This window comes from Niastella populi (assembly GCF_002078015.1).
GTDB lineage: Bacteria > Bacteroidota > Bacteroidia > Chitinophagales > Chitinophagaceae > Niastella > Niastella populi.
Genome location: NZ_LWBP01000197.1, coordinates 48,104 through 72,782, shown reverse-complemented (window position 1 = coordinate 72,782; position 24,679 = coordinate 48,104). Strand labels below are relative to the sequence as shown.

Below are 24,679 nucleotides of genomic sequence, written 5' to 3'. Positions count from 1 at the left end.
GAGTATAGGTAACAGTTTGTGGTTTGTGGTTTGTTGTTCATTTATCGCGAACTAAAAATTACTTTCGGGCCTCAAAGCGCGGCAGCAACCATAATCCATTCATAACTTGTTGCAGGATATTTTGAAGAAATACTTCCTGATAAGTATTAAATGAGAGTATAGGTAACAGTTTATAGTTTGTTGTTTATGGTTTATTGTTGTTTAATCGCGAGCTCAAATTTACTTTCGGACCTCAAAGCGCGGCAGCAACCATAAACTACAAACAATAAACCATAAACTGGAATGGTTTATTGTTGTTTAATCGCGAACTAAAAATTACTTTCGAGCCTCAAAGCGCGGCAGCAACCATAAACAACTCACTTTCGAATTATTGCAGGATGTTTTTAAAAAAGTATTTTCCTGACAAATGTTAGAACGAGATTATAACTAACAGTTTGTGGTTTGTAGTTTGTGGTTTGTTGTTCATTTATCGCGAGCTCAAAATTACTTTCGAGCCTCAAAGCGCGGCAGCAACCATAAACAACTCACTTCCGAATTATTGCAGGATGTTTTTAAAAAAGTATTTTCCTGACAAATGTTAGAACGAGATTATAACTAACAGTTTGTGGTTTGTAGTTTGTGGTTTGTTGTTCATTTATCGCGAGCTCAAAATTACTTTCGAGCCTCAAAGCGCGGCAGCAACCATAAACAACTCACTTCCGAATTATTGCAGGATGTTTTTAAAAAAGTATTTTCCTGACAAATGTTAGAACGAGATTATAACTAACAGTTTGTGGTTTGTAGTTTGTGGTTTGTTGTTCATTTATCGCGAGCTCAAAATTACTTTCGAGCCTCAAAGCGCGGCAGCAACCATAAACAACTCACTTTCGAATTATTGCAGGATGTTTTTAAAAAAGTATTTTCCTGACAAATGTTAGAACGAGATTATAACTAACAGTTTGTTGTTTGTTGTTTATGGTTTGTTGTTCATTTATCGCGAGCTCAAAATTACTTTCGAACCTCAAAGCGCGGCAGCAACCACAAACAACAAACCATAAACCATAAACCGTTTCTTTATATCTCCCAGGCTACACACCACTCCATAGTAACCTGCTAACCAGGTATCTCAATTTTCAACGTACATCCTTTTCCCGGCTCACTGATTATCTCCATTTTTCCATTTTGCATTTCCACCCGGCTGATGATATTGTTCAGCCCGATACCGCGGTTCTTTTTGCGGGTATCGAAGCCAACCCCATTGTCTTTTATATTCAGGTGAAGCCAGTTGCTCATGGTCTTTAGTTCTATCAGCGCCTCGGTTGCACCGGAGTGTTTCAATATGTTGTTCAACTGCTCCTGTACTATGCGGTACATGATAAGCTTTTTGTTGTTCGACATATTTTCTATATGATGATCGTTGGCCTTTATCCTGATCGTTAGTTCAGGCGATACGGTCAGGTTCTCTATCAGTTCGATCAATGCTTCTTTCAGCCCTATATCGCCAAGAGAAGGGGGCACCAGCGTTTTAGAAAGTGCGCGGATCTCATTGATGGCTTTTGTAATGTTCTCATAACTCTTGCTTAGCAGTTCCCTGCGATGGTCTTCTTCGTTCAATGCCATATCCACACACAATTTGGCGGTGGCCAGTATCTGGTTGATGTTGTCGTGCAGTTCGCGGCCTATTTCGCGGCGTTCCTGCTCCTGGGTTTGAATAGTGACCTGGGTAATGAGCTTTTGGGTTTCTATCTGGCTGCGCACCAGTTCTTCCTGCATTTTCTTTCTTTCGGTAATATCCATCATGGCGCCCAGGATGCGGTAGGGCTTATTGTGTTCCGTTTTTAAGATATATCCCCTGTCGTACACGAATTTATATACGCCGTTGGCCGACTTATACCGGTATTCTTCCTGCCAGTGATCGCGGCCTTCTTTCAGGCATTCGTCAATGGTTTGCAATATGCGCTCACGGTCTTCGGTGTGTATATGCTGGTGATGCCACTCTATAGTGTTTTCAATGCACCGCTGGTCGAATCCAAAAATGGATGTAATGCCTTCATTCCAAAGTACTTCATTGGTGCGCAGGTCCCAGTCCCAGATGGTATCGCTGGTGGCTTTGATGAGGGTGTTGTACCGCTCGAAATTTTCCACCACCTTTTGCAATATCTTTTTCCGTTCAATACTGTATTGAATAGATTTGGCCAGCAGTTTGTCGTCGAATTCTCCTTTTACCAGGTAATCCTGCGCTCCGAGGGAAATGGTGTTCAGCGCAATCTGTTTATCGTCGAGCCCCGAAAGCACGATGATGGAAATATGGTGCGCCTCTTCATTGATACGCACAAATGAATTGATGCCATCGCTGTCGGGAAGGCTCAGGTCGAGAAAAATAAGATCGGGTTGATGTTCGTGTAATAATTGTAATGCTTCGCCGAGGCGCTCGGCATGAAAAATATTGTTGGTGGGAAGTTTACTTAACTTAAGGTACTCACGAAAAAGAACGAAATCACTTTGGTTATCCTCTACCACCAGTATATTTAAAGGCTGGCTAGTTGCTAGCATAGCATGTTTTTGAGCAGTGTATTATAATATACTACTCCCAGAGCTTTTAACCATGTTTTCCTGTAAGTGAATTTATATAATTTATGGCAGTTTTTGCCAATAAATTATGCCTCACTTTACTACTTGTAACCGGATGTAATCTACTTCATTTATGTAAACTTTTTCGCATAATCATACATTATTAATACAGGAAATCACTTAACGGGTTTAAAAAAGGGATCATTTGTATATGTCTGTTTTACGCTGAGTACCCGATTGGCCAAATCATTATTTTTGTGGTTATGCAAAAACCATCCAGCTACTGCGAAGCCGTTCAACGCATGCAACCCGGTAATGTGCACATTCACTATCACGAAAAAGAGTATGGCTATCCCATTTACGACGATAATGAATTGTTTGCCCGGCTGGTACTCGAAATAAACCAGGCGGGTTTAAGCTGGACCACCATTCTGAATAAAAAGGATAACTTTTTTAAAGCTTTCGATGATTTCAATATTCAGAAAGTAGCCCGTTACAGCGATAAAAAGGTTGAAAAGCTGATGCAGGATGCCGGTATTATTCGCAACCGGCTAAAGATAGAGGCTACTATCGCTAACGCTAAGCACATTTTACAAATCCAAAAAGAGCATGGATCGTTCAAAAACTGGCTCGATGCCAATCATCCCCTGACTAAAGAAGAATGGGTAAAGCTGTTTAAGAAAACCTTCCGGTTCACGGGCGGGGAAATAGTAGGCGAGTTCCTGCTAAGCACCGGCTACCTGCCCGGCGCGCATGTTAATTCCTGTCCGGTTTATAAGAAGGTGCTGAAGAGTAAACCGGCGTGGAATTCGAAGAAAAGTTAATGAGTTCATGAGTTGTTGAGTTATTCAGTTTTAATACAGAACTGAATAACTGAATAACTGGTACTTATAAAGATTGGAGTCTTACAATTTCCACTCAACAACTTTGTTTACCCATTCTGCCTTATACGGCGCTACCACCTTTATGTAATTATCGGTATAACCTTCCATCATGCCGTTCTTTTGGTTTTCTTCAAACAATACTTTGCGGGTGCTGCCGGAAAACTGCTGGTTGAAGTATTGCTGTTTCATGTAAGAGAGGTTACGCAGCGTTTTATTGCGTTCATGACGAACATGCACAGGCACTACCGGGCCCAGCGTAAGGGCATGGGTATTATCTCTTTCCGAGTAAGTAAATACGTGCAGATACGTTATATCGAGTTCATGCAGGAAATCGAAGGTTTCCTGGAAATCTTCATCGGTTTCGCCCGGGAAGCCAACGATAACGTCAACGCCGATGGCGGCATGCGGCATCAGGGTCTTTATGAGTTTTACCCGTTCGGCATACAGTTCGCGGCGGTACCTTCTTCTCATTAAACCCAGAATGCGGTTGCTGCCGCTTTGCAGCGGAATATGAAAATGCGGCATAAAGCTATTGCTGTTGGCTACCAGCTCAATTATGGCATTTGTAAGCAAATTTGGTTCAATTGACGATATACGGTACCGCTCTACGCCGTCGAGTTTGTCGAGCGCATTGGCCAGCTCATAAAAGTTCTCTTCGCGGTTTCGCGGGCTGCCCGCTACAACATCGTTTTGCGGACCTTTCCCGAAATCGCCGAGGTTCACGCCTGTAAGCACGATCTCCTTCACCCCATTGCCGGCCAGCTGTTTTACATTGGCCACAACGCCTTCGATCAGATCGCTGCGGCTTTTTCCCCGCGCCATGGGAATGGTGCAGAAAGAACAATTGTAATCACAGCCGTCCTGCACTTTCAAAAACGTACGGGTACGGTCGTGTATCGAGAACGACGAATTGAAACCGCTTACTTCCTCAATATCGCAACTGCAGATTTTAGTGGCGTCGCCCTTGGTAAGCTCTTTTAAATGTTGGGCAATGTTGAATTTTTCGGCAGCGCCCAACACCATATCAACCCCCGGAATGGAGGCAATTTCTTTGGGTTTCAACTGGGCATAACAGCCGGTGATCACCACCAGGCTTTCCGGCGCTTTGCGCTGGATGCGGCGCACCAGCTGACGGCATTCCTTATCGGCGTTATCGGTTACCGAGCAGGTATTGATAACATACACATCTGCATGATTTTCAAAGGCAGTCTTCTCAAACCCTTCATTTTCAAGCATACGCGAAAGGGTAGAGGTCTCTGAAAAATTCAGCTTACAACCTAATGTATGAAATGCCACTGTTTTTTTTGCGCTCATAGAGGGCGCAAAGATAACTATTGTTTGTGGTTTGTAGTTTATGGTTTGTGGTTCTTCCTGTGCGGCCGCATGGCGGTATGGCAGCCTCCGGGTTCCAGCCTCGTATGTAAGAGGCAACAGGTTGAAGCTGGTTAACGCTCAAACCGGGCTTACGCGTGAGTTTCCAAATTATAGGGACGACTGAGGAGTGAAACATTAGCACATTAGCTAATGATCACATTAGCACATTTGCTTAACTTGCCCTTCCTTTTCCATTCATTATGAAGCAAATAATTTCCCGCCTCCTGGTCTGCTGCTGCGTTTTGGTAATGGCCTGTGAAGATAATGCCGGCAGCCGGGAGCGCCGCCAGCATCAGAACGATTCGAAAAGCAGTCACCGCCAGCAGCATCATAACCGGTATCGCGGCAACGGCCCCGAAGATCCGGATAAACCGGTTAGCAGCGATGACCGTGCGCCCGCGCCAGACAATAACCTGAACGGCTCCGATGGGGTCATCGACCGGCATCCCGGCAAACTTATTTACACCAGACATGCCCGCTGTAGAATGGACTGCCGCCATATCGACGAGGCGGAAGTGGAGGAAATTCTGGCCGAAGGCCGCATTAATTATCGTAAAAGCGAGCCCGCCGGCCGTCCCGATCCCAAATATGCGCTGGAAGGCACCACCCGCGACGGCCAGCAGGTGCGCATCATTTTCGCGCCTGCCAAACGAGGTATGGTGGTCATTACCGTAATCGACCTCGATACCGACTGGAGCTGCAATTGTAAGTAATAGTTATGGTTTGCCGACAACCATTCCTCCAGGGGAATAAACGAGGCAGTGAAAGGGAGCCTGTTAACTTGATCCGGCTCAATACTTTCTATATTATTATCCCCGTTCCTTATTATTCATTACAGATGTAGTATTTTTCTAAATTATTGATTCCGTTTACCCATTGTTACTCACATGAGATTCCTGCGACTGATCTATTGTATTTACGCATTGGGCACATTTGTCCTGTGTATGCTGCTGGTAATTCCGCCGGTAGTGATAGCCTCCTTCTTTGGCAAGGTGCGGGGTGGCAACTTCATTTACCGGTTGTGCAGCTGCTGGTCCGATGTCTGGTTCTTCCTGATCGGCATCAGGCACCGCAATTTTTACGAGCATCCGCACGATAGATCAAAACAATACATTTTCGTTGCCAATCATATATCTTACCTCGATGCCCCGGTGATCGTTAAGACCATCCGGCAAAAGGTGCGCGCCCTGGGAAAAGCCGAGGTCGCTAACGTGCCGCTGTTCGGGTTTATATACCGCAATGCCGTGGTAACGGTCGACCGTAGCAGTGCCGCCCACAGGGCCAATAGCGTACGGATATTGAAATCGGTGATCCGCAGGGGGATTTCGATCTTTATTTTTCCCGAAGGCACTTTTAATGAAACCGGTAAGCCGCTGAAAGAATTATACGATGGCGCCTTCCGCATTGCCATTGAAACGCAAACGCCCATAAAACCCATCTTGTTTCTGGATACCTTTCACCGTATGCATTACAGATCAGTTTTCAGCTTAACGCCCGGCCGCTGCCGTTCGGTGTTTTTGAAAGAAATACCGGTGGAAGGGCTCACGGGCAGGGACGTGGAATTGTTGAAACAAAAAGTACAGCAGGCGATGGAGCAGAAGCTGAAAGAGTATAAGGCGGGGTGGATAATTGGCTAATATGCTAATGTGCTAATTTGATAATGTGATAATGGAAAAAGCAGGTTGATAAAGTTGACAGAGTTGATAATGGTGATAAAGGTAATACAGGTCCGGCCTTCGCTTGCGCTCAAACAAAATTTTCTGAACTATGACAATTTAACTATTAGTCAACCTGATGCACAGTATCCCTCTATCAACTATATCAACCATATTAAGTTTTCAACTATTAAAGTACGCTACACAGAGGAAATCCCTTGTGAACTCGTCAACCCGTCAACTATCTTTCCGTATCTTGGGCGTTGAATGAGCAGTTTAGTTTTGTATGCAGAAGTCATAATTCCCCTGGCATTGCCAAAGAACTATACCTGGTCGGTGCCCGAATCGCTGCGCGAACAGGTACGGACAGGCGCCCGGGTAGAGGTTGTTTTGGGGAAGAACAAGAAATACGCCGGCGTGGTAAAACGCCTTCATACCGAAAAACCCGAAGCTTTCGAGGCAAAGGATATCCTCAATGTGCTCGATGCAGAGCCCGTTATTTTCGAACAACAACTGAAATTATGGGAATGGATCGCCCGCTACTACATGTGCAGCGAAGGCGAAGTGATGGCCGCGGCCTTACCCGCCCATTTCAAATTGAGCAGTGAAACCGTGGTAATGTACAATGAGGAGTTTGGCGATGACTTTTCTACCCTCGATCATGATGAATACCTGGTAGGGGAAGCGCTGTTGATCAAAAAAGAGTTAAAGCTGGCCGAAGTGCAGCAGGTGCTTGATTCGCACCGGGTATATCCCGTAATAAAACGCCTCATCGATAAAAAGGTATGTTTTGTTTGGGAGGCCCTCAAAGAAACCTGGGCGCCCAAAAAAGAAACCTTTGTACTGCTGAACCAAAAATACGACAATGAAGACGAGCTGGCTACCCTGCTGAACGATGATAAAAAACTGCAGCGGGCCGAAAAGCAAATGGAGCTGTTGCTTGCCTACCTGCACCTGATGAAAACGCAGGGCGAGGTAACCAAAAGCGAACTGCTGAAAAAAAGCGGCGCTTCCGATGCGCAGGTTAAGGGACTGGTCGATAAGAATATCCTATGGCTCGAAAAACGGCAGGTAGACCGCCTGCAATATCTTCCCCGCACCATCCAGATCGATTTTGAGCTTACGGCTGCCCAGCAACGGGCTTTTGAAAGCATCAGTGAGCAACTGGTAAGCAAACCGGTGTGCCTGCTGCATGGCGTTACCGCCAGCGGTAAAACACAGGTGTACATCAGGGTTATTGAAAAATACATTCGCCAGGGAAAACAGGTGTTGTACCTGTTGCCCGAAATAGCACTCACCTCGCAGGTTATCCGCCGGCTGCAAAAGCATTTTGGCGGTTATATCGGCATCTATCATAGCAAATTCAACCAGAACGAACGGGTTGAGATCTGGAATAAAGTAAAGACCGGCGAATTGAAAGTGGTGCTGGGCGCCCGCTCATCGATCTTTCTGCCGTTTGCCGATCTCGGACTGATCGTAGTTGATGAAGAGCACGATACCTCTTACAAACAACAGGACCCTGCGCCGCGGTACAATGCGCGTGATGGCGCTATTTATTACGCCTCCTTATTCAACGCCAATGTGTTGCTGGGCAGCGCTACGCCGTCGGTAGAAAGTTACTTCAACGCACAATCGCAAAAGTACGGACTGGCCATGTTAGGCGAGCGGTTTGGCGGGGTGCAGTTGCCGGCCATCGATATTGTTGATACAAAACGCATGTTCGGGGCCGATAAGAACAAGATCATAATTTCACCGGCGTTACAGGCGGCCATCGATCAGTCGATAGAACAAAATAAACAGGTGATCTTATTTCAGAACAGGCGGGGGTATTCGCCTTACCAGGTTTGTCAAACCTGTGGCTGGATCCCGCATTGCAAGTATTGCGACGTAACGCTTACTTTTCACAAGAACACGCATAAACTGCATTGTCATTATTGCGGAACGGTATATCCGCCGGTGCATGCCTGTATGGCCTGCGGCAGCGATAAATTCGCACAAAGGAATTTCGGTACCGAACGTATAGAAGAGCAACTGGAAGAAATGTTCCCGAAGGCGCGGGTTGCCCGCATGGATATCGACAGCGTGCGCGGTAAAACGGCGCACGATAACTTAATTCAACAGTTTGAACAGAACCGGCTCGATATTCTTGTAGGGACCCAGATGGTGGTGAAGGGGCTCGATTTTGAAAACGTGAACCTGGTGGGGATCCTCGATGCCGACAGCCTGCTTAGTTTTGCCGATTTCAGGGTGAACGAACGCGCGTTTCAACTGATGGAGCAGGTGAGTGGCCGCGCAGGCCGTAAAGATAAACAGGGTAAAGTGTATATACAGGTTTCGAATACCCAGCACCCGGTTTTGTATTTTGTGCAACAGCACGATTACGGCATGTTTTACAACCAGGAAATTGAAGGCCGCAAAATGTTCTTTTATCCGCCATTCTCACGGCTGATACAACTCACATTCAAGCACAAGGATAAGGGCGTGGCGGAAGCTGCCGCGCAGATGATGACCTTTGCACTGAATGCAGAATATGGCAAATTCCTGGTGGGGCCGGCAGAACCGGTGGTGAACCGCATCCGCAACCAGTTCCTGATGGAATTGCTGATAAAACTGCCGAAGGATGGCGAGCTTATACAACGATGCAAACGCTATATTCAGGAGCAGATAGCGGTACTGCACAACGACAAGCGGTTCAGGAATGTGGTAGTGATAGCTGATGTAGACGCAATGTAATGTGCTAATGGGATAATGAAAATACAGGAATAAATTACGCAACTTGGGCTTCCGCAGGAAGCCCAAGTTGCATTAGCACATTAGCATATTAACAAATTAGTATTCAATCGGATCTTCGCCGCCACCGCCATCAGGACAAACCAGGAATCCGTTATCGGTTTTGCCGTCTACATTGTTTTCATTGATCGCAGAAGCGGTTTCATTGACCTGCGCAGGAGTGAATGCTGTGTTGCATCCGCCCAACACCTGTTCTGCAATATTGAGGAAGTCAACAACAGCATAACCTTTAAAAACTCCACTGCCGATGATCATTTTTCCCAATGGAACTGATGATTCGCCAAAATTGGGATCATTATAATCGAAACCAACGGAGAGTTTAAGCGCAACAATTTGTCCAACCAGCACACTCTTAACCGATGCAGGATCGGTAGTGATGGCTGTCAGTGCCGCAGCCTTGCCGCCGGTAGGCAACAGATCGGTGACAGCCTGGGCCGAAGTTAACCTGATATAATAGTTTTCCGGGGCGCAACCAACTGTTAACTCGCCAAAAGCGGCATCGAAATTCGCGTGCAGGTAAGCGCCTGGGTTATTGCCTGAGGGTTTTGCACCCCAGCCGCCCTGTGTTTGCGTGCGATGTTGTCCGCAGGAAATTTCAACTGTTGATAATGGTGTAACTTTTGAGGAACCGTTGAGATCGGAAACAGATCCGGATCTGCCCGACATATCTTTCTGACATGAAAGAAGGGTAAAGGCTGCCAGTACGGCGGCCGCCGGCAATTGCAGGTACGTTGTTTTCATAATTAATAATGTTTGTTCAGAGGGTATGATTAATAATAACAGTAAAGCATAATAGATTTAAAATATAAGTATTTTAAAGTATTAAACTTTCCGCCAATATAGGGGCGATTTTTATTTCCTGCAATCGTATAAATACTGCGATAATGTGCTAATTAGCTGATGTGCTAATTTGCTAATGAAATACAGGGTATTCGCCTTCATGAAAATTGCCATAGGCAGAGATAATTTGGAAAAAGCATGAGCTTCGAACCGAAGAATTCGCACATTAGCTAATTATCACATTAGCAAATTAGTTTTTTCATTTCGTCATACTCATACATATGTACGCCCGGTGTTTCTTTATTGGCGGCGGCTACCATCGATTTCGCAACATCGGCGGCGGCGATGGGTTTGTATTTGCGCCAGCCGCCCAATAACAGGAATGAAACTGCTTTCATAATGCTTTCGCCGATCTTTTCACCCAGCCTGAATTCTTCTCTTTTGCCCATGAGCACCGACGGCCTGAAAATATGAATGCATTCGAAGGGAAGCGCGGTTATGTCTTCCTCGATACAGCCTTTTAGTTGCAGGTAAAAATTGGCCGCGAGCGGATTGGCGCCAATAGCTGACACCAGTAAAAATTGATTGAAGCCATGCTGAACGCCCAGCCGGGCGGTGATGATGGGAATATCATAATCGACCTTGCGGTATTCGGTCTTATTGCCCTTTACTTTTTTTCGCGTGGTACCAATGGCGCAAAAGATCACATCGCCGATATCTATTCTGGCTGCAATGTCTTTTTCATCATTAAAATTAACCACCTGAACCTCGGCTTTGGGATGATTAAGGGTAATGGGTCTGCGTGTCAATATTCTCACCTTGCTGAAAAATTCATTTTCTAACAGTTCCTGTACCAGGTGCCCACCAATTAATCCGGTAGCGCCCAATACAACGGCGGTTTTTCGATGCATAATTTGTTATTTTGCCCTGCTGATGACGCAAATTCAACAAAATATTCCGCTCCGGCAATACAACACACTGGGTATTGACGCAATAGCCAGCCTGTTTGCCACCTTTACTTCAAGTGAAGAATTAAAAGTATTGATCGAAGACAATCCCATTCCGGGAAAAGATCCCCTTATTTTAGGCGGCGGCAGCAATATGCTGTTTAAAGATCATGTGAGCGGCCTGGTGCTGAAAAACGAAATTCCGGGTTTATCGGTTGTAAAGGAAGATGCCGGTCATGTTTATGTAAAGGCCGGCGCAGGGGAGAACTGGCATGGCTTTGTTCAGTTTTGTCTGAAACAGAATTGGGCCGGGGTAGAGAACCTGTCGCTGATCCCCGGTTGTGTAGGCGCCAGTCCCATGCAGAACATAGGCGCTTATGGGGTGGAAATAAAAGAGGTTTTCGAGGAACTGGAGGCGTTTCATATACATGACAAAGAAATGCATGTATTCAAGGCCGGCGATTGTGCGTTTGGTTACCGCGAAAGCGTGTTCAAGGGAAAGTACCGCAACCAGTACGTTATTTTGAATGTTACCTATCGCCTGAACAAAGTACCAAAGTTCAATACCAGCTATGGCGCTATTGAACAGGAACTGGAGCGCATGGGGGTGCAACAGGTAAGCATCCAGGCGGTATCGCAGGCGGTGATCAATATCCGCAGCTCCAAACTGCCCGATCCGGCAAAGATCGGTAATGCCGGAAGTTTTTTCAAGAACCCTTCGGTTACAGCGGATGTATATACGCAGTTAAAAATACAATACCCCAATATAGTTGGCTATTCCAACGCCGATGGAACGGTGAAATTGGCGGCCGGCTGGCTGATAGAACAAAGCGGCTGGAAAGGTTACCGCCGTGGCGATGCCGGGGTGCACGAAAAGCAGGCGCTTGTACTGGTAAATTATGGCAATGCCACCGGTCAGGAAATTTATGACCTGAGCGAAGACGTAATGAAAAGCGTGCACGCGAAATTTGGTGTGCACCTGGAAAGGGAAGTTAATGTGGTGTAGGGGGATAAAATGTAAGTTGTAGTTATTACACTAACGTTGATTGAAATTGGTTATTTCTTTTCTTTGCCGGAATCTGGAATGAATTATATGGGTTTTGGAGTTAGAAGAAAAAATATATATTTTATTTAATAATGCTGAAAATGCCAGGTAAGAAAAAAAGTATAAAAAGGTAAGTGAGATAAGCGATAAGGTGATGTACCTTACAGTGAGAGATTATACTAATGATCCTTTCGTGGTTAAAAAGGTAGATCGAGCTTAAGAAGTATTTGAAAAATACGGCTTCCCTAAAGAGTTGTTAAACAGTTAAGCCGGTTGTCATATAATTGTGCAGCACACTTGTTTATTCAGGTGTGCTTTTTTATTTGCCCTGAACGTTTAATGAATATTCCCCTCCACCACCTTCTTCAACGCCACCAGTATTGGCTTTAACGTTGCCGGTACAAAGCCAAATGGCCGGTTGTCTACCTGAATAAGCTGTATTTGCGTTTTACCATTATCGTTTGTGAGTATGTAGCTCGTGATATTATAGTTCTCCTGTTTGTCTTCAATACCTGGTGCAGGAGTGAACAAATTATACTTCAGCAATTCGTTGGCGCGTATGTCTAATATTGTTCCCCATTGCTCCTGCACCCTGCCTTCATGTTCTGCAATAAATTTTATGGTTTCTCCTACCACCCAGTTTGTGTGTACCGTTTTACCAAATTGCCATTGTTGAACCAGCGCGGGTTGCGTAAGTGCTTCAAATACTTTATTGGCTGGTGCATCGATGGTGACAGCAGTGGTGAGTATCGCCATGTATCGGATTTTAATTGTAGTATCCTGGTATAATGCCCGAAGAGTTGAATGTTGAAGTGGCGATCCCGTATTCCGGGTCTTCACTTCAACATTCAAAATTGGAAATTCAATATTCGTAATTAATTAAAGTCGTCGCTTTCCAGCTCCTCGTCGCTAAAAGAAGTGGTGTTGCCGAGCATGGAGCCCATAAGGTCCTTGAACTCGATACGGCTTTCGAGGATCTTTTTGCTGATCATAGAGAAGGAGGCCAGTCCGTGCAGCACAAACTCCATCAACAACGCGGCTTCTTTTTCATTGGCCTGTTTGAAATACTTTTTCACCAGCGCATGCAGTCCGTCTACCTTGTACAATTGCTGTACCTTATCCTCATCCCTGGTATGGAAAAGCAGGTTGAGTGAATTGCCTTTATCGAACCACGATGAAATGCTGCGATACGGGTTTTCTTCCGCCGCCTGCTGACTGCGTTTTTTCTTCAGTGTTTCGGGATTTGGGAAATACTGAATGAACTGCGAGCGAATGGCTTTATCGAGCAGGTTCATAGCCACCTGGTACGGGCCTTCCTGTTCGCCTTCATACACCAGTTCAATTTTTCCGGTAATTGATGGTATAAGGCCGATCAGGTCGCTGATCCATACCTGTGTATTGTTTTCTTTATTGATCAGCGCCCGGCGTTCGGCCGAGCTGACCGCATTTTCAAAAGCCGAGATACTCAAACGGGCCGATACACCGCTTTTTTTATCTACCAGTTCGCTGGCGCGCGCCTCGAAAGAGATCTGTTCTATCAGGCGTTTTACCATGTCGCTCAGTTGCACCTTGTTTTTTTGTTCCTGCAGAATATCGGCTTCCTGCTCGGTGATGGTAAGCGCGGTATCGATGGTTTTTGGATAGTGTGTCAGGATCTGGCTTTCGATACGGTCTTTCAACGGCGTTACAATAGAACCGCGGTTGGTATAGTCTTCGGGGTTGGCCGTAAATATGAACACGATATCGAGCGGCATACGCAATTTGAAACCACGGATCTGTATATCGCCTTCTTCCAGGATGTTGAACAGCGCCACCTGGATGCGCGCCTGCAGATCGGGAATTTCATTGATAACAAAGATGCCGCGGTTGCTGCGCGGGATAATGCCGTAGTGGATCACTCGTTCATCGGCAAAGTTCAGCCGCAGATTGGCCGCCTTGATGGGGTCAATGTCGCCAATGAGGTCGGCTACGCTTACGTCGGGGGTAGCCAGCTTCTCGCCATAGCGTTCGCTGCGATGGATCCATTGAATAGGCGTTGCATCGCCATGTTCGGCAATCAGGTCTTTGGCATGGCGCGAAATCGGATGTAACGGATCGTCGTTGATCTCACTGCCTTCAATAACCGGCACATATTCATCGAGCAGTTCTATCATTTGCCGGGCCATCCGGGTTTTTGCCTGTCCGCGCAAACCAAGGAACAATATATTATGACGGGAAAGCAGTGCTCTTTCCACATCGGGAATTACCGTTTCTTCATAACCTATAATACCGCTGAAGGTGCTTTCGTGCTTTTGTAATTTGCAGATAAGGTTTTTTCTGATCTCGTCTTTTACTGACTGTGGTTTATAGCCGCTTTTCTTTAGTTCACCGAGGGTCTTTATTTTTGGTATACTCATAGTTGATTTCCTTTTCGTACGCTTACTTAAGTTTTGTGTCATCGTATCTCGAATGCAGTTATGATTTCTGATTTTGAGATTTCTAAGACTACAGCATTACAATAAATCCCAAATCCCAAATCTCAAAATCCTAAATCGCTAGTACACTGTTTTTCTTTTTCCATTTTCAAAATCGCGGAATATGAAGGCGCCCAACCGGTCGAGCGAGGCAAAGAAGGCTTTGCCGCTGTTGGTTTCGGTGAACTCCTGTACAAACCGCTGCAAATACGGATCGGTGGCGATCATGAAAGTGGTTATAGGCACTTTTAATTTTTTGCATTGTGCGGCCAGGTTCAAACAACGGTTGGTGATGCGCCTGTCGAGCCCGAAACTGTTCTTGTAATACCTTTTGCCTATTTTTAAACAGGTTGGTTTCCCATCTGTGATCATAAAGATCTGTTTGTTGGGATTTTTGCGGCGGCGCAAAATATCCATGGCCATTTCCAGCCCGGCTACGGTATTGGTATGGTATGGGCCTACCTGTAAATAGGGGAGGTCTTTTATTTCCACCGGCCAGGCGTCGTTGCCAAACACAACGATGTCGAGCGTGTCTTTGGGATATTTTGTTGTGATGAGTTCGCTGAGCGCCATCGCTACTTTTTTTGCCGGTGTTATCCGGTCTTCTCCATACAGGATCATCGAATGGGAAATATCGATCATCAGTACGGTAGAGGTTTGCGATTTGAAATCGGTTTCGCGAATGGCGAGGTCATCCTCCTGCATATTGAAACTTTCAATTCCGTGATTGATCTGTGCATTGAGGATGGAGGTGGTGAAATCGATCTGTTCAAGCGTATCGCCAAACTGGAACGGCCTGGTTTCGGGATTTACTTCATCGCCCGAACCGGGTTTAAAGGTATGGTGATCGCCCTGTTTTGTTTTCTTCAGCTTGCCGAAGATCTCTTCAAGCGAACGTTTGCGAATGCCCTGTTCGGTTTTGCTGGTGATCTTTATTTCACCGCTGATCTGGTTTTCCTGAATGTATCCTTTCTCTTTCAACTCATCAATGAAATCGCCCATGCCATATTCGTTGTTGGTAAGCTCATACTCTTTGTCGAGCTGGTTCATCCAGTTCAGTGCTTCGCTCACATCGCCATTGGTATAGGTAAGCAATTGCATGAAAACATCAAGCAACTGTTCGAATTTCGATTTGCCCTGTTGACGGGGATCGAATTTGGTAAAATGGTGTCCTATCACTGGTTACTTGTTTTATTTGCTGAATAACCGTGCCACAGTTCATTTGAGTCGCCCCAATAACAGCGGCACGCCTTACTTTTTTCGGGGACCTAACCCAATTTAAGCATTAATATTCATTCGGTGAGGTAAGTAATTAATGTTAACACTACAACAAAGAAGGGTAGGAATTGTTGAGTACGCCCTTAAAACAGCAGTGCCACGTCTTTGAGACGTGGCACTGCTGTACTGACTGGTTGATATATACTTATTTATTCACGGTATCTACCGCTTTCTGAGAGTCCGCTGCATTTTGCAGGTTGGCAGGGGCATTCTCAACAGGGCTTTGGCCTGCGCCGCCGCCAAACTGTTTTTCCCAATCGGCCATCTGCATCATCATCTGGTAGGAAGAAACGATGTCCTGTGCGAACACTTCCTGTTTTTCTGACAATATGCCGCCTTTGCCATTCATATAGTTCATGGCGTTCAGTGCCAGTGTTTCATTATTCGCACCTCCATCACCGAGCGAGCGGTAATATTTCATCTGCTGTTCCAGATCGGTTTTAACCGATTTGCCCACTTTTTTAGCCAGTTCCATATCGCCGCTGCGGTAAGCAGCATATAAATACGTCATGGTAACCCGGTTGTGGAAGTTGCCGCGGTTCGACGTCATGCCATAAGGAATATTTTCTTCCCGCACCTGGCTATCGTATTTGCGCAGTTCTTTGCGTGCCGAGTCGGTTTTACCGGCATCAACAAGCGCCATGCCCAGGAAGGCATGCGCCTGGCGAAGGCTGTTCAGGTGGCGGCGGTTCTCTTCGTCGAAGTAAACATTTGGTTTGCCGGCGTTGCCATATGCAAAATTTTCCATCACGTTTTTGTACGATACATCCAGCTGCACGTTGGTGCCTTCAACAGGTACAAGGCGGTAAGCAAGGCCTTCCATACGTACGTATTTCTCGAGGCCCAGGTCTTCCAGCTCCTGTGTAGAGGTGAAGTAAATCGGACGTTTCCATTTATTACCGGCAATAATGGCCAGCACAGCCAGGTCATTCTTTTGCAGGTAGCTTCGTTTAATGTCGAGTTTCAGTTCGCTTACCACGCTGTCGCCGGGATTGAGCGGGATATTCTTTTTCACCCATTCCACATCAACCGGAACGCTCACTTTGTTAACGGGCAGAATGTTCCCAAAATCCTCTTCATTCATTTGCATGGTGTATTTGGGGTCATCGCTGCCGGTAACGTTCTTCAGCAGGTCGTACAGGTCGTAGTATTTATTTTGATCGAACCCGGCCAGCGGAGCGTTATAACCCATGCGGCTGAGGTAAGATGCCGTGAACACCACATTCCTTTTATCGCCCTGAATTTGTTCGGGGGTGAAGATCACATCGGTTGGCGCGCTTTCATTCACTTTGTAACGCAGCTCATTGATGTACCAGTCGGTACCCAACAGGCTGTAGTTGATCACCCGCAGGTCGAGACGGTTTTTTTCCACTTCCTGCGCATACCAGAGGGGGTAGGTGTCGTTATCGCCAAATGAAATAAGGATACCTTCTTTGGCGCAGCTTTGGAGGTAATCTTTACCAATGTCGCGGGCCAGTGTTTTTTTGCTACGGTCATGGTCGTCCCATTCCTGTGAAGCCATCAGTACCGGTACTGCCAGTAAGCAAACGCCCAATGCCAGGTAATCGGTAACAGGCCCTTTGAGGTAACGGCTTAGTTGCTCGCGTACCCAAATTACGCCAAGGCCGATCCAAACGGCAAATGCATAGAACGAGCCCACATACGCATAATCACGTTCACGTGGTTGCTGGCCGCTTTGGTTCAGATAAATGACGATGGCCAAACCGGTAAAGAAGAATAACAGGAAGTTGATAAGCCAGTCGCGTTTGTTGCGGTTCAACTGGAATAAAAATCCTAATACGCCCAATATAAATGGCAGGAAGAATAATTTGTTATTGGCTTTGTTCTTTGAACCGGCCGTTTCGGGCAGTTCGGCAGGCGTGCTATGGCCGAATATGTTTTTATCGATAAAGTTGATGCCGCTGTTCCAGTTACCATCACGGCGGTTGCCAAAGCCCTGCAGGTCGTTTTGTTTACCGGCAAAATTCCACATGAAATAACGCCAGTACATCCAGCGGAACTGGTAATCGAGGAAGTACCGGATGTTGTTCATAAAGCCTGGTTGTTCATCGGCCGACAAACCACCAAAGGTGCGGTATACATACTCCTGGTTGCGCTCGTTGCCATTATCCCACATCCGCGGGAAAATGTGCGGGCCTATTTTATCTACATCCCAGTCGGGGTGTTGTTGTGCCAGCTGTTGTTTATCTTCTTCCGAAGGTTTGGCGCTGAAGTCCTGTTTACGGGTTTTACCGGCTACCACGTATTTGTCTTCTCCTTTTACATACAGGTCGCCGGTAGTTACGAAGGGCGAGCGGTAAACGAAGTCGGGTCCATATGCCACCGGCCAGTCGCCATATTGCTCACGGCTCAGGTAACCAACAAGGCTCACCGGGTTATCAACATTGTACATGTCTACCGAAGGGTTGGCCGATGACCGTACCAGGGTAGTGAAATAGGTTGAATAACCCAGGATGAGGAAGATGGCCGACCAGAGGCCGATCTTCAAAAATGAAATGATATTATCTTTTGAGTAGTAGCAAATAGCGATAAGTACACCCAGGCCCAATACCAGGGCAATAAAGGTGCCGGCTGAGTGAATGAAAGGGAAACAGAACAGCAATACGATGGCCGATAACCAAACAGGGAAGACGGTGAACTTCTTCACCTGGGCTTCGGTGAACCGGAGACCGAATATCAGCAAAATGGTCAGCAGTACAAAGTAGGTACCGAAACCAACAAAGAAGGGGGTACCCAGGCTGTTCACGAAGAAGATATCGAACTGACCGGCGCCCTTAATTGACCATTGAATGATGGCTACCTGTACCAGGCCGGTGATAACGCAGCCAAGTAAGAAGGCGGCAATGATACCCCGGCGGGTAACTTTATAACGTTTGAAATAATATACCATTACAATGGCGGGAATGGTCAACAGGTTCAATAAGTGCACCCCTATCGACAAACCCATCATATAAAATATAAATATCAACCAGCGGTCGGCGCGGGAAAATCTATGGCCGTCGGTTTTGCTTTCCTGGTCAACCTCGTGTTCCCATTTCAAAATGGCCCAGAAAACCACGGCGGTGAACAGGGACGACAGGGCGTACACCTCACCTTCTGCGGCGCTGTACCAGAAAGAATCGGAAAAAGTATAGGCCAGGGCGCCCACGGCGCCGGCACCCATAATGGTGATCAGTTGTTGTTGAGAATAGTCGGTTCCATCTATTTTTACCAGTTTGCGGGCAAAATGGGTGATGGTCCAGAAGAGGAACAATATGGTGAACCCACTGGCGATGGCGTTCATGAAATTCACGCCGAGTGCGGCATTGGCGGGATTGTCGCCAAAAAGGACGATGAAAAAGCGGCCCAGCAGGATAAAGAGCGGGGCGCCGGGCGGGTGGGGGATCTGGAGTTTATAGGCACTGCTGATAAATTCACCGCAGTCCCAGAAACTGCCGGTTGGTTCCATAGTGAGGACGTACACGCTACACGCAATCAGGCACACAATCCAACCCACTATGTTGTTCACTCGGTTAAAATTCATAAAGTGTTGGTTTAAAAGAATGGGCAAATATAAGTTCTATGTTTTAAGTTTCAGGGTCAAAGTTTAAGTTAACTGTTAGATTATTTGGGGGTTATACCCCTTAATACCCTAAAGGGGAGCGTAATTTGGCAGGGTGGAGCCGGAGGGGAAGATATTTTTTGAAGAAAGACGCCCGTGAAGTAGAGGATTATGCCCGTAACGACTACATGGTGAACAGGTTGCATGGTGAAAACAGCGGGGATTGGGGTGCCCTGTTGAGATGGTAAGGGCACCAACCCGGAAGCTGGTGCAATTGCAAAATTTTAATACTTAAGGCAGGTATCCAATTCAGGAATACAGCCTTTTTTAAAAATAGGCAATTACTGTCCTAATGTAATGGCAAAAGCAGTTGCGTTTGTTGTACCGGTGGTCAGCGTAACGGGCGGATTTCATCACGATAAGGTTATTTGGTCTCAGTGTAACGTTTACAGGTACGAGTTACACTTTTTGCAAATGAACGAAAATTAAAGTTGAAAATGGTGTAATTAAAAAATAAGAAATTTTGTGACTTAATTGATGTTGGTAACGACGATGTATAGTTGGATTTATAGGTGAGGAATTATTGGTACGGAAAATTTTCCAGATAATTTCCTTCCGGTGTTTTTTCCTCAATCTGTAAGGGTATTGTTGATGTACTTTTATGATTTGCTATGTTCCGTCTATACCTTCGTACGGTCGAAAACCTTTGGCGATGTAAGAAGGATGGTGGTTCACGATGGGCACAAAGGACCCAAAGAGATTACATTATCATGGTGCGAATACCGGAAGCTGCTAAAAGATCGGCAAAGGAAAGTCAGGAGCAGTTGAAGAGATACCATTTAATGAAAAAAGCTACCATTTCTGATAGCTTTTTAATTTTCTGTGAACCCGCTGGGACTCGAACCCAGGACCCCTACATTAAAAGTGTAATGCTCTACCAACTGAGCTACGAGTTCAATTTTATGAATAACTTACGCCTATCGTTTAAGAACTTTCCGAACCCACGCCCCGATAGCCATCGAAAGGAGCTGCCGGCTATTTTAACTTTAAAAAAAAGAGGCTACCGGTTTTGATAGCCTCTGCATTTTTTGTGAACCCGCTGGGACTCGAACCCAGGACCCCTACATTAAAAGTGTAATGCTCTACCAACTGAGCTACGAGTTCAATTTTATGAATAACTTACGCCTATCGTTTAAGAACTTTCCGAACCCACGCCCCGATAGCCATCGAAAGGAGCTGCCGGCTATTTTAACTTTAAAAAAAAGAGGCTACCGGTTTTGATAGCCTCTGCATTTTTTGTGAACCCGCTGGGACTCGAACCCAGGACCCCTACATTAAAAGTGTAATGCTCTACCAACTGAGCTACGAGTTCAATTTTATGAATAACTTACGCCTATCGTTTAAGAACTTTCCGAACCCACGCCCCGATAGCCATCGAAAGGAGCTGCCGGCTATTTTAACTTTAAAAAAAAGAGGCTACCGGTTTTGATAGCCTCTGCATTTTTTGTGAACCCGCTGGGACTCGAACCCAGGACCCCTACATTAAAAGTGTAATGCTCTACCAACTGAGCTACGAGTTCAACCTTATAAAGTTTTTAAATATTCCAAGAGCTTTTTCCCAAATTTAACCCCCCAACTCCTTCATTCTCTTACTTTTGCCGCTTTCGTAGCGTTGCGTTTATTTTGGGAGTGCAAAAATAGGGGAAATTCAAATCACACCAAATTTTTTGAAAAAAAATCCTGAACTATTTCTTCAACTTGTATTTTTTCAGCGGGTTAACTCCGCTATTTTTGTACCTACAAAAGTAACGCTATGTCATTTTTAAAAGATAAGGTTGTAGCTATAACGGGTGGAAGCGAAGGAATAGGAAAGGCGCTGGTCGACGCATGCATTGCCGCAGGTGCAAAAGTGGCTACCTGCGCTCGTAATTATGACAAACTGTACACACTGCAACTGCAGCACGCCAATGTAATGCTGCATACCATCACCTGCGATGTGAGTAAAGAAGCCGACTGTAAACGCTTTATTGAATCTACCATCAAAACCTTCGGTGGTATCGATATCCTTATCAACAACGCCGGCATCAGCATGCGGGCTTTATTCAACGATGCCGATATAGAGGTGATCAAAAAAGTGATGGATGTAAACTTTTTCGGTTCCGTGTATTGCACCAAATACGCCTTACCTTCCATTCTCGAACGTAAAGGCACCATAGTGGGGGTTTCTTCCATTGCCGGCTACAGGGGATTGCCTGGCCGCGCCGCTTATTCTGCATCAAAATTTGCCCTGCAGGGCTGGCTCGAAGCCATCCGTACCGAATTATTACATTCAGGCGTGCATGTTATGTGGGTTTGTCCGGGCTTTACGGCTTCCAATATCCGCAACGTAGCATTGAATGAACAGGGTAAGCCCCAGGGTGAATCGCCGCTCGATGAAGCCACACTCATGTCTGCTGAAGCATGTTCACGTGAGATCCTGAAAGCCATCGAACATCGTAAGCGTACGCTTGTTCTTACCTTTAATGGTAAAAGAACGATCTTTATGAACAAACTCTTTCCCTCGCTGACAGACAAGCTGGTGTATAAATTCTTTTTTAAAGGAGATCAGCTTTCGAAATAAATGACTAATGAGAAATGAAAAATTAAAAATGAAAAAGGATTTTTCATTTCTCATCTTACTGATTGTACTTTACCTTTCTCATTTCTCATTCTTAATTTTTAATTCTTAATTTCTTAAATGCCTTTACTAACCCTCACTTCTGATTTCGGTATGCAAGACTACCTGGTGGGTGCAGTAAAAGGCCGGCTATTGCAGATCGATCCGTCGTTTAACCTGATAGATGTATCGCATAGCATTTCCCCGTTCAATTATCCGCAGGCAGCCTATATCTGCCGTAATACCATAAAACAGTTCCCTTCCCATACATTTCACCTGCTGCTGATAAACCTGTTTGAAAAAAGGCCCGAGCAGCTATTACTAGCCTGGCACCGCGAACAATATATTTTATGCGCCGATAACGGGTTGCTCACGATGATCCTGGAAGAGAAACCCGAAATGATCATCGGTTTACCGCTCGATCCCAAGGCTATAAAAAATACCCTGTATTTAACCCAGGTGATGGGAGAGGCAGTTCAGCAACTGCATACCGGGGCCGGATTGCAGGATATTGGCATGCCCGATGTTCCTTTTATCGAAAAGAACCATTTACGCCCGCTATTTGGCGAGAACTGGATGGAGGGACAGATCATCTTCATCGATCATTTCGAGAATATAGTGGTCAATATCACCCGCGAACAGTTTGAAGAGCATCGCAAGGGCCGCCGCTTCAGGATCGTGTTTAAGCGAAATGAAGTGATCGATAAAATTGCCGAAACCTATGCCGATGTGCCTGAAGGCGAAAAGCTCGCACTCTTCAACGCCGCCGGCTATCTGGAGATCGCTATCAATAAGGGCAATGCCGCCGGACTGTTCGGCTTGCAGGGCTTCACCGAGCAGGCGCAACAACACCAGAGCCGCCTCTTCTATCAAACGGTGAAGATCCATTTTGGATAAACCGTGAACAATACGTTATACAAAATGTTTCTTCCTTCTTCATGAATACCCTGACAAAAAATAATACACAAATTGTCACTGAGCATCATGGCTTCTTATATTTAAAGTAATTTTATTGCATCAGTAAATCATCATTTCATGCACCAACCGATTTCAAACCGGGGTTCCTTTCCCGTAATATTTAAAGAAGAAACCAGCATACCCGACACTTACAGGATCGCCGAGATCCATCAGCGGGAATATTTATTGAACGGTGCGCTGGTGCCGTGGAACGGACCGGTCACCAATGTTTATTCCCCCGTTTGCATACCCACTCCCAACGGATTGACCAAAAAACTGCTTGGCAGCATACCCAATACTACCGCAAAAGAAACCATGGAAGCGTTGGACGCAGCTGTGGCTGCCTATGATAATGGATTGGGCGAATGGCCTACCATGCCGGTAGAAGCACGAATAAAATGTATGCAACAGTTTGTATACCTTATGATCCAGCAACGCGAGGTGGTGATCAGACTGCTGATGTGGGAAATAGGAAAAACGCTGGCCGATGCCACCAAGGAGTTCGATCGTACGGTTGACTACATCAACGATACTATCGGCGCATTGAAAGACCTCGACCGCGAATCGTCGCGTTTTCAACAGGCGGAAGGCACCATTGCCCAGATCAGAAGAGCACCGCTGGGCGTTGTACTGAGCATGGGACCGTTCAATTACCCGTTGAACGAGATCTTCACCACGCTTATTCCCGCCCTCATTATGGGCAATACCATACTTTTCAAATTACCCAAACACGGCGTGCTGGCGCATTATCCCTTATTGAATGCGTTCAAGGAAGCCTTCCCGAAGGGAACGGTAAATACGTTGTACGGTAAAGGTTCGGAGATCATTTCGCCCATTATGGAAAGCGGCAAAGTGAATGTGCTGGCGTTTATCGGTTCAAGCAAGGTGGCAAACGGGTTGAAAAAACTGCATCCCAAAGTAAACCGCTTACGCGCCATCCTGAGCCTCGATGCTAAAAATGCCGCTATTGTTACAAAACATGCCAATATCGACGTGGCGGTGAACGAATGTATTTTAGGGGCGCTTAGTTTTAACGGACAACGATGCACCGCCCTGAAGCTGATCTTTGTGCAAAAAGAAGTAGCAGCTGAATTTACTGAAAAGCTGTCTGCTGCCGTGGCTGCCCTTAAACCCGGCCTGCCCTGGGAAAACGGGGTAAGAATAACGCCGCTGCCTGAAGATAATAAACCCGCTTATCTGAAAGCATGTATCGATGATGCTGTTTCCAAAGGCGCTAAAGTGCTTAATGAGAACGGTGGTTTTCAGGAAGCGTCCTTCGTATTCCCGGCAGTAGTGTATCCGGTAAATGAACAAATGAAATTGTATCACGAAGAACAATTCGGTCCCATTGTACCGGTAGTGCCGTTTGAATCTATCGACGAACCGATAAACTACCAGGTGAACGCTTCACATGGAATGCAGGTAAGTATTTTCAGTGAGGAACCTGCCGAGGTAGCGAAACTGATCGACTCGTTTGTAAACCTCGTTAGCCGGGTTAACATCAACTGCCAGGCGCAGCGCTCACCCGATGTTTTTCCATTCACGGGAAGAAAGGACAGCGCAGAGGGAACACTTTCCGTATTCGATGCGCTTCGCTCATTCTCCATCCGCTCACTGGTGGCGGCAAAGGTTACAGAATCAACAAAAACCCTGTTCAATACTATTGTGCGCGACCATGAGTCGAATTTCCTGAGCACTGATTATATCTTCTGATACAAACAGGTAAAATGCCGCTTCGGGTTTACAGG

Annotated in this window: 16 protein-coding genes and 4 tRNA genes; 8 read left to right on the top strand and 12 right to left on the bottom strand. The window is 45.9% G+C overall.

Going from position 1 to position 24,679, the window contains the following annotated elements:
• Nucleotides 1-1,092: 1,092 nt before the first annotated feature.
• Complete coding sequence (locus tag A4R26_RS21535) at nucleotides 1,093-2,532, bottom strand: hybrid sensor histidine kinase/response regulator (protein WP_081168321.1); 1,440 nt, start codon at nucleotides 2,530-2,532, stop codon at nucleotides 1,093-1,095.
• A gap of 281 nt (nucleotides 2,533-2,813) precedes the next feature.
• On the opposite strand from A4R26_RS21535, the gene A4R26_RS21530 reads away from it, so the two are divergent.
• A complete protein-coding gene (locus A4R26_RS21530; RefSeq protein ID WP_081168318.1) occupies nucleotides 2,814-3,374 on the top strand; it encodes a DNA-3-methyladenine glycosylase I in 561 nt (186 codons plus the stop codon).
• A gap of 81 nt (nucleotides 3,375-3,455) precedes the next feature.
• On the opposite strand, the gene mtaB is transcribed toward A4R26_RS21530, so the two are convergent.
• Nucleotides 3,456-4,748 carry a tRNA (N(6)-L-threonylcarbamoyladenosine(37)-C(2))-methylthiotransferase MtaB gene (mtaB, locus tag A4R26_RS21525; protein WP_081168314.1) on the bottom strand — a complete coding sequence of 431 codons (1,293 nt, stop codon included), beginning with the start codon at nucleotides 4,746-4,748 and terminating at the stop codon, nucleotides 3,456-3,458.
• A gap of 260 nt (nucleotides 4,749-5,008) precedes the next feature.
• Here mtaB and A4R26_RS21520 point away from each other — a divergent pair, with 260 nt between their 5' ends.
• The 3 genes from A4R26_RS21520 to priA all read left to right on the top strand — a co-directional run bounded on the left by A4R26_RS21520 (nucleotide 5,009) and on the right by priA (nucleotide 9,196).
• Nucleotides 5,009-5,521: a DUF4258 domain-containing protein gene (locus A4R26_RS21520; RefSeq protein ID WP_081168312.1), complete on the top strand. Its 513-nt coding sequence runs from the start codon at nucleotides 5,009-5,011 to the stop codon at nucleotides 5,519-5,521.
• Between the two features lie 174 nt (nucleotides 5,522-5,695).
• Complete coding sequence (locus A4R26_RS21515; RefSeq protein ID WP_081168309.1) at nucleotides 5,696-6,445, top strand: lysophospholipid acyltransferase family protein; 750 nt, start codon at nucleotides 5,696-5,698, stop codon at nucleotides 6,443-6,445.
• A gap of 285 nt (nucleotides 6,446-6,730) precedes the next feature.
• Nucleotides 6,731-9,196, top strand: coding sequence for a replication restart helicase PriA (gene priA / locus A4R26_RS21505; protein ID WP_081168302.1), 2,466 nt, complete (start codon nucleotides 6,731-6,733; stop codon nucleotides 9,194-9,196).
• Nucleotides 9,197-9,292: 96 nt separating this feature from the next.
• Here the strand turns inward: priA and A4R26_RS21500 are convergent, their stop codons facing one another.
• Nucleotides 9,293-9,994, bottom strand: a complete 702-nt coding sequence (locus tag A4R26_RS21500) for a hypothetical protein (RefSeq protein WP_081168299.1) — start codon at nucleotides 9,992-9,994, stop codon at nucleotides 9,293-9,295.
• A gap of 281 nt (nucleotides 9,995-10,275) precedes the next feature.
• Nucleotides 10,276-10,944 (bottom strand): NAD(P)H-binding protein, encoded by a 669-nt coding sequence (locus A4R26_RS21495; protein ID WP_081168295.1) that lies wholly within the window; start codon nucleotides 10,942-10,944, stop codon nucleotides 10,276-10,278.
• Between the two features lie 22 nt (nucleotides 10,945-10,966).
• On the opposite strand from A4R26_RS21495, the gene murB reads away from it, so the two are divergent.
• Nucleotides 10,967-11,986: a UDP-N-acetylmuramate dehydrogenase gene (murB, locus tag A4R26_RS21490; protein ID WP_081168292.1), complete on the top strand. Its 1,020-nt coding sequence runs from the start codon at nucleotides 10,967-10,969 to the stop codon at nucleotides 11,984-11,986.
• Between the two features lie 375 nt (nucleotides 11,987-12,361).
• On the opposite strand, the gene A4R26_RS21485 is transcribed toward murB, so the two are convergent.
• The 8 genes from A4R26_RS21485 to A4R26_RS21450 all read right to left on the bottom strand — a co-directional run bounded on the left by A4R26_RS21485 (nucleotide 12,362) and on the right by A4R26_RS21450 (nucleotide 20,898).
• Complete coding sequence (locus A4R26_RS21485; protein WP_081168289.1) at nucleotides 12,362-12,781, bottom strand: SRPBCC family protein; 420 nt, start codon at nucleotides 12,779-12,781, stop codon at nucleotides 12,362-12,364.
• A gap of 119 nt (nucleotides 12,782-12,900) precedes the next feature.
• Nucleotides 12,901-14,421: a sigma 54-interacting transcriptional regulator gene (locus A4R26_RS21480; protein WP_081168286.1), complete on the bottom strand. Its 1,521-nt coding sequence runs from the start codon at nucleotides 14,419-14,421 to the stop codon at nucleotides 12,901-12,903.
• A 138-nt stretch (nucleotides 14,422-14,559) separates the two neighbouring features.
• Nucleotides 14,560-15,657, bottom strand: coding sequence for a vWA domain-containing protein (locus A4R26_RS21475; protein ID WP_081168282.1), 1,098 nt, complete (start codon nucleotides 15,655-15,657; stop codon nucleotides 14,560-14,562).
• A 244-nt stretch (nucleotides 15,658-15,901) separates the two neighbouring features.
• On the bottom strand, nucleotides 15,902-19,300 hold the full coding sequence (locus tag A4R26_RS21470) for a protein O-mannosyl-transferase family (protein ID WP_081168278.1): 3,399 nt from the start codon (nucleotides 19,298-19,300) through the stop codon (nucleotides 15,902-15,904).
• A gap of 901 nt (nucleotides 19,301-20,201) precedes the next feature.
• Nucleotides 20,202-20,274 (bottom strand) — tRNA-Lys (locus A4R26_RS21465).
• A 135-nt stretch (nucleotides 20,275-20,409) separates the two neighbouring features.
• Nucleotides 20,410-20,482: transfer RNA gene (locus A4R26_RS21460), tRNA-Lys, on the bottom strand.
• A 135-nt stretch (nucleotides 20,483-20,617) separates the two neighbouring features.
• A tRNA-Lys gene (locus A4R26_RS21455) sits at nucleotides 20,618-20,690 on the bottom strand.
• A 135-nt stretch (nucleotides 20,691-20,825) separates the two neighbouring features.
• Nucleotides 20,826-20,898, bottom strand: a tRNA-Lys gene (locus A4R26_RS21450).
• 233 nt (nucleotides 20,899-21,131) lie between these two features.
• Between A4R26_RS21450 and A4R26_RS21445 the strand changes: the two genes are divergently transcribed.
• The 3 genes from A4R26_RS21445 to A4R26_RS21435 all read left to right on the top strand — a co-directional run bounded on the left by A4R26_RS21445 (nucleotide 21,132) and on the right by A4R26_RS21435 (nucleotide 24,644).
• Nucleotides 21,132-21,938 carry an SDR family oxidoreductase gene (locus A4R26_RS21445; protein WP_081168274.1) on the top strand — a complete coding sequence of 269 codons (807 nt, stop codon included), beginning with the start codon at nucleotides 21,132-21,134 and terminating at the stop codon, nucleotides 21,936-21,938.
• Between the two features lie 117 nt (nucleotides 21,939-22,055).
• Nucleotides 22,056-22,871, top strand: a complete 816-nt coding sequence (locus tag A4R26_RS21440; protein ID WP_081168271.1) for an SAM hydrolase/SAM-dependent halogenase family protein — start codon at nucleotides 22,056-22,058, stop codon at nucleotides 22,869-22,871.
• 138 nt (nucleotides 22,872-23,009) lie between these two features.
• Entirely contained in the window at nucleotides 23,010-24,644 is a 1,635-nt protein-coding gene (locus tag A4R26_RS21435; protein ID WP_081168268.1) for an NADP-dependent glyceraldehyde-3-phosphate dehydrogenase, read from the top strand.
• Nucleotides 24,645-24,679 lie beyond the last annotated feature (35 nt).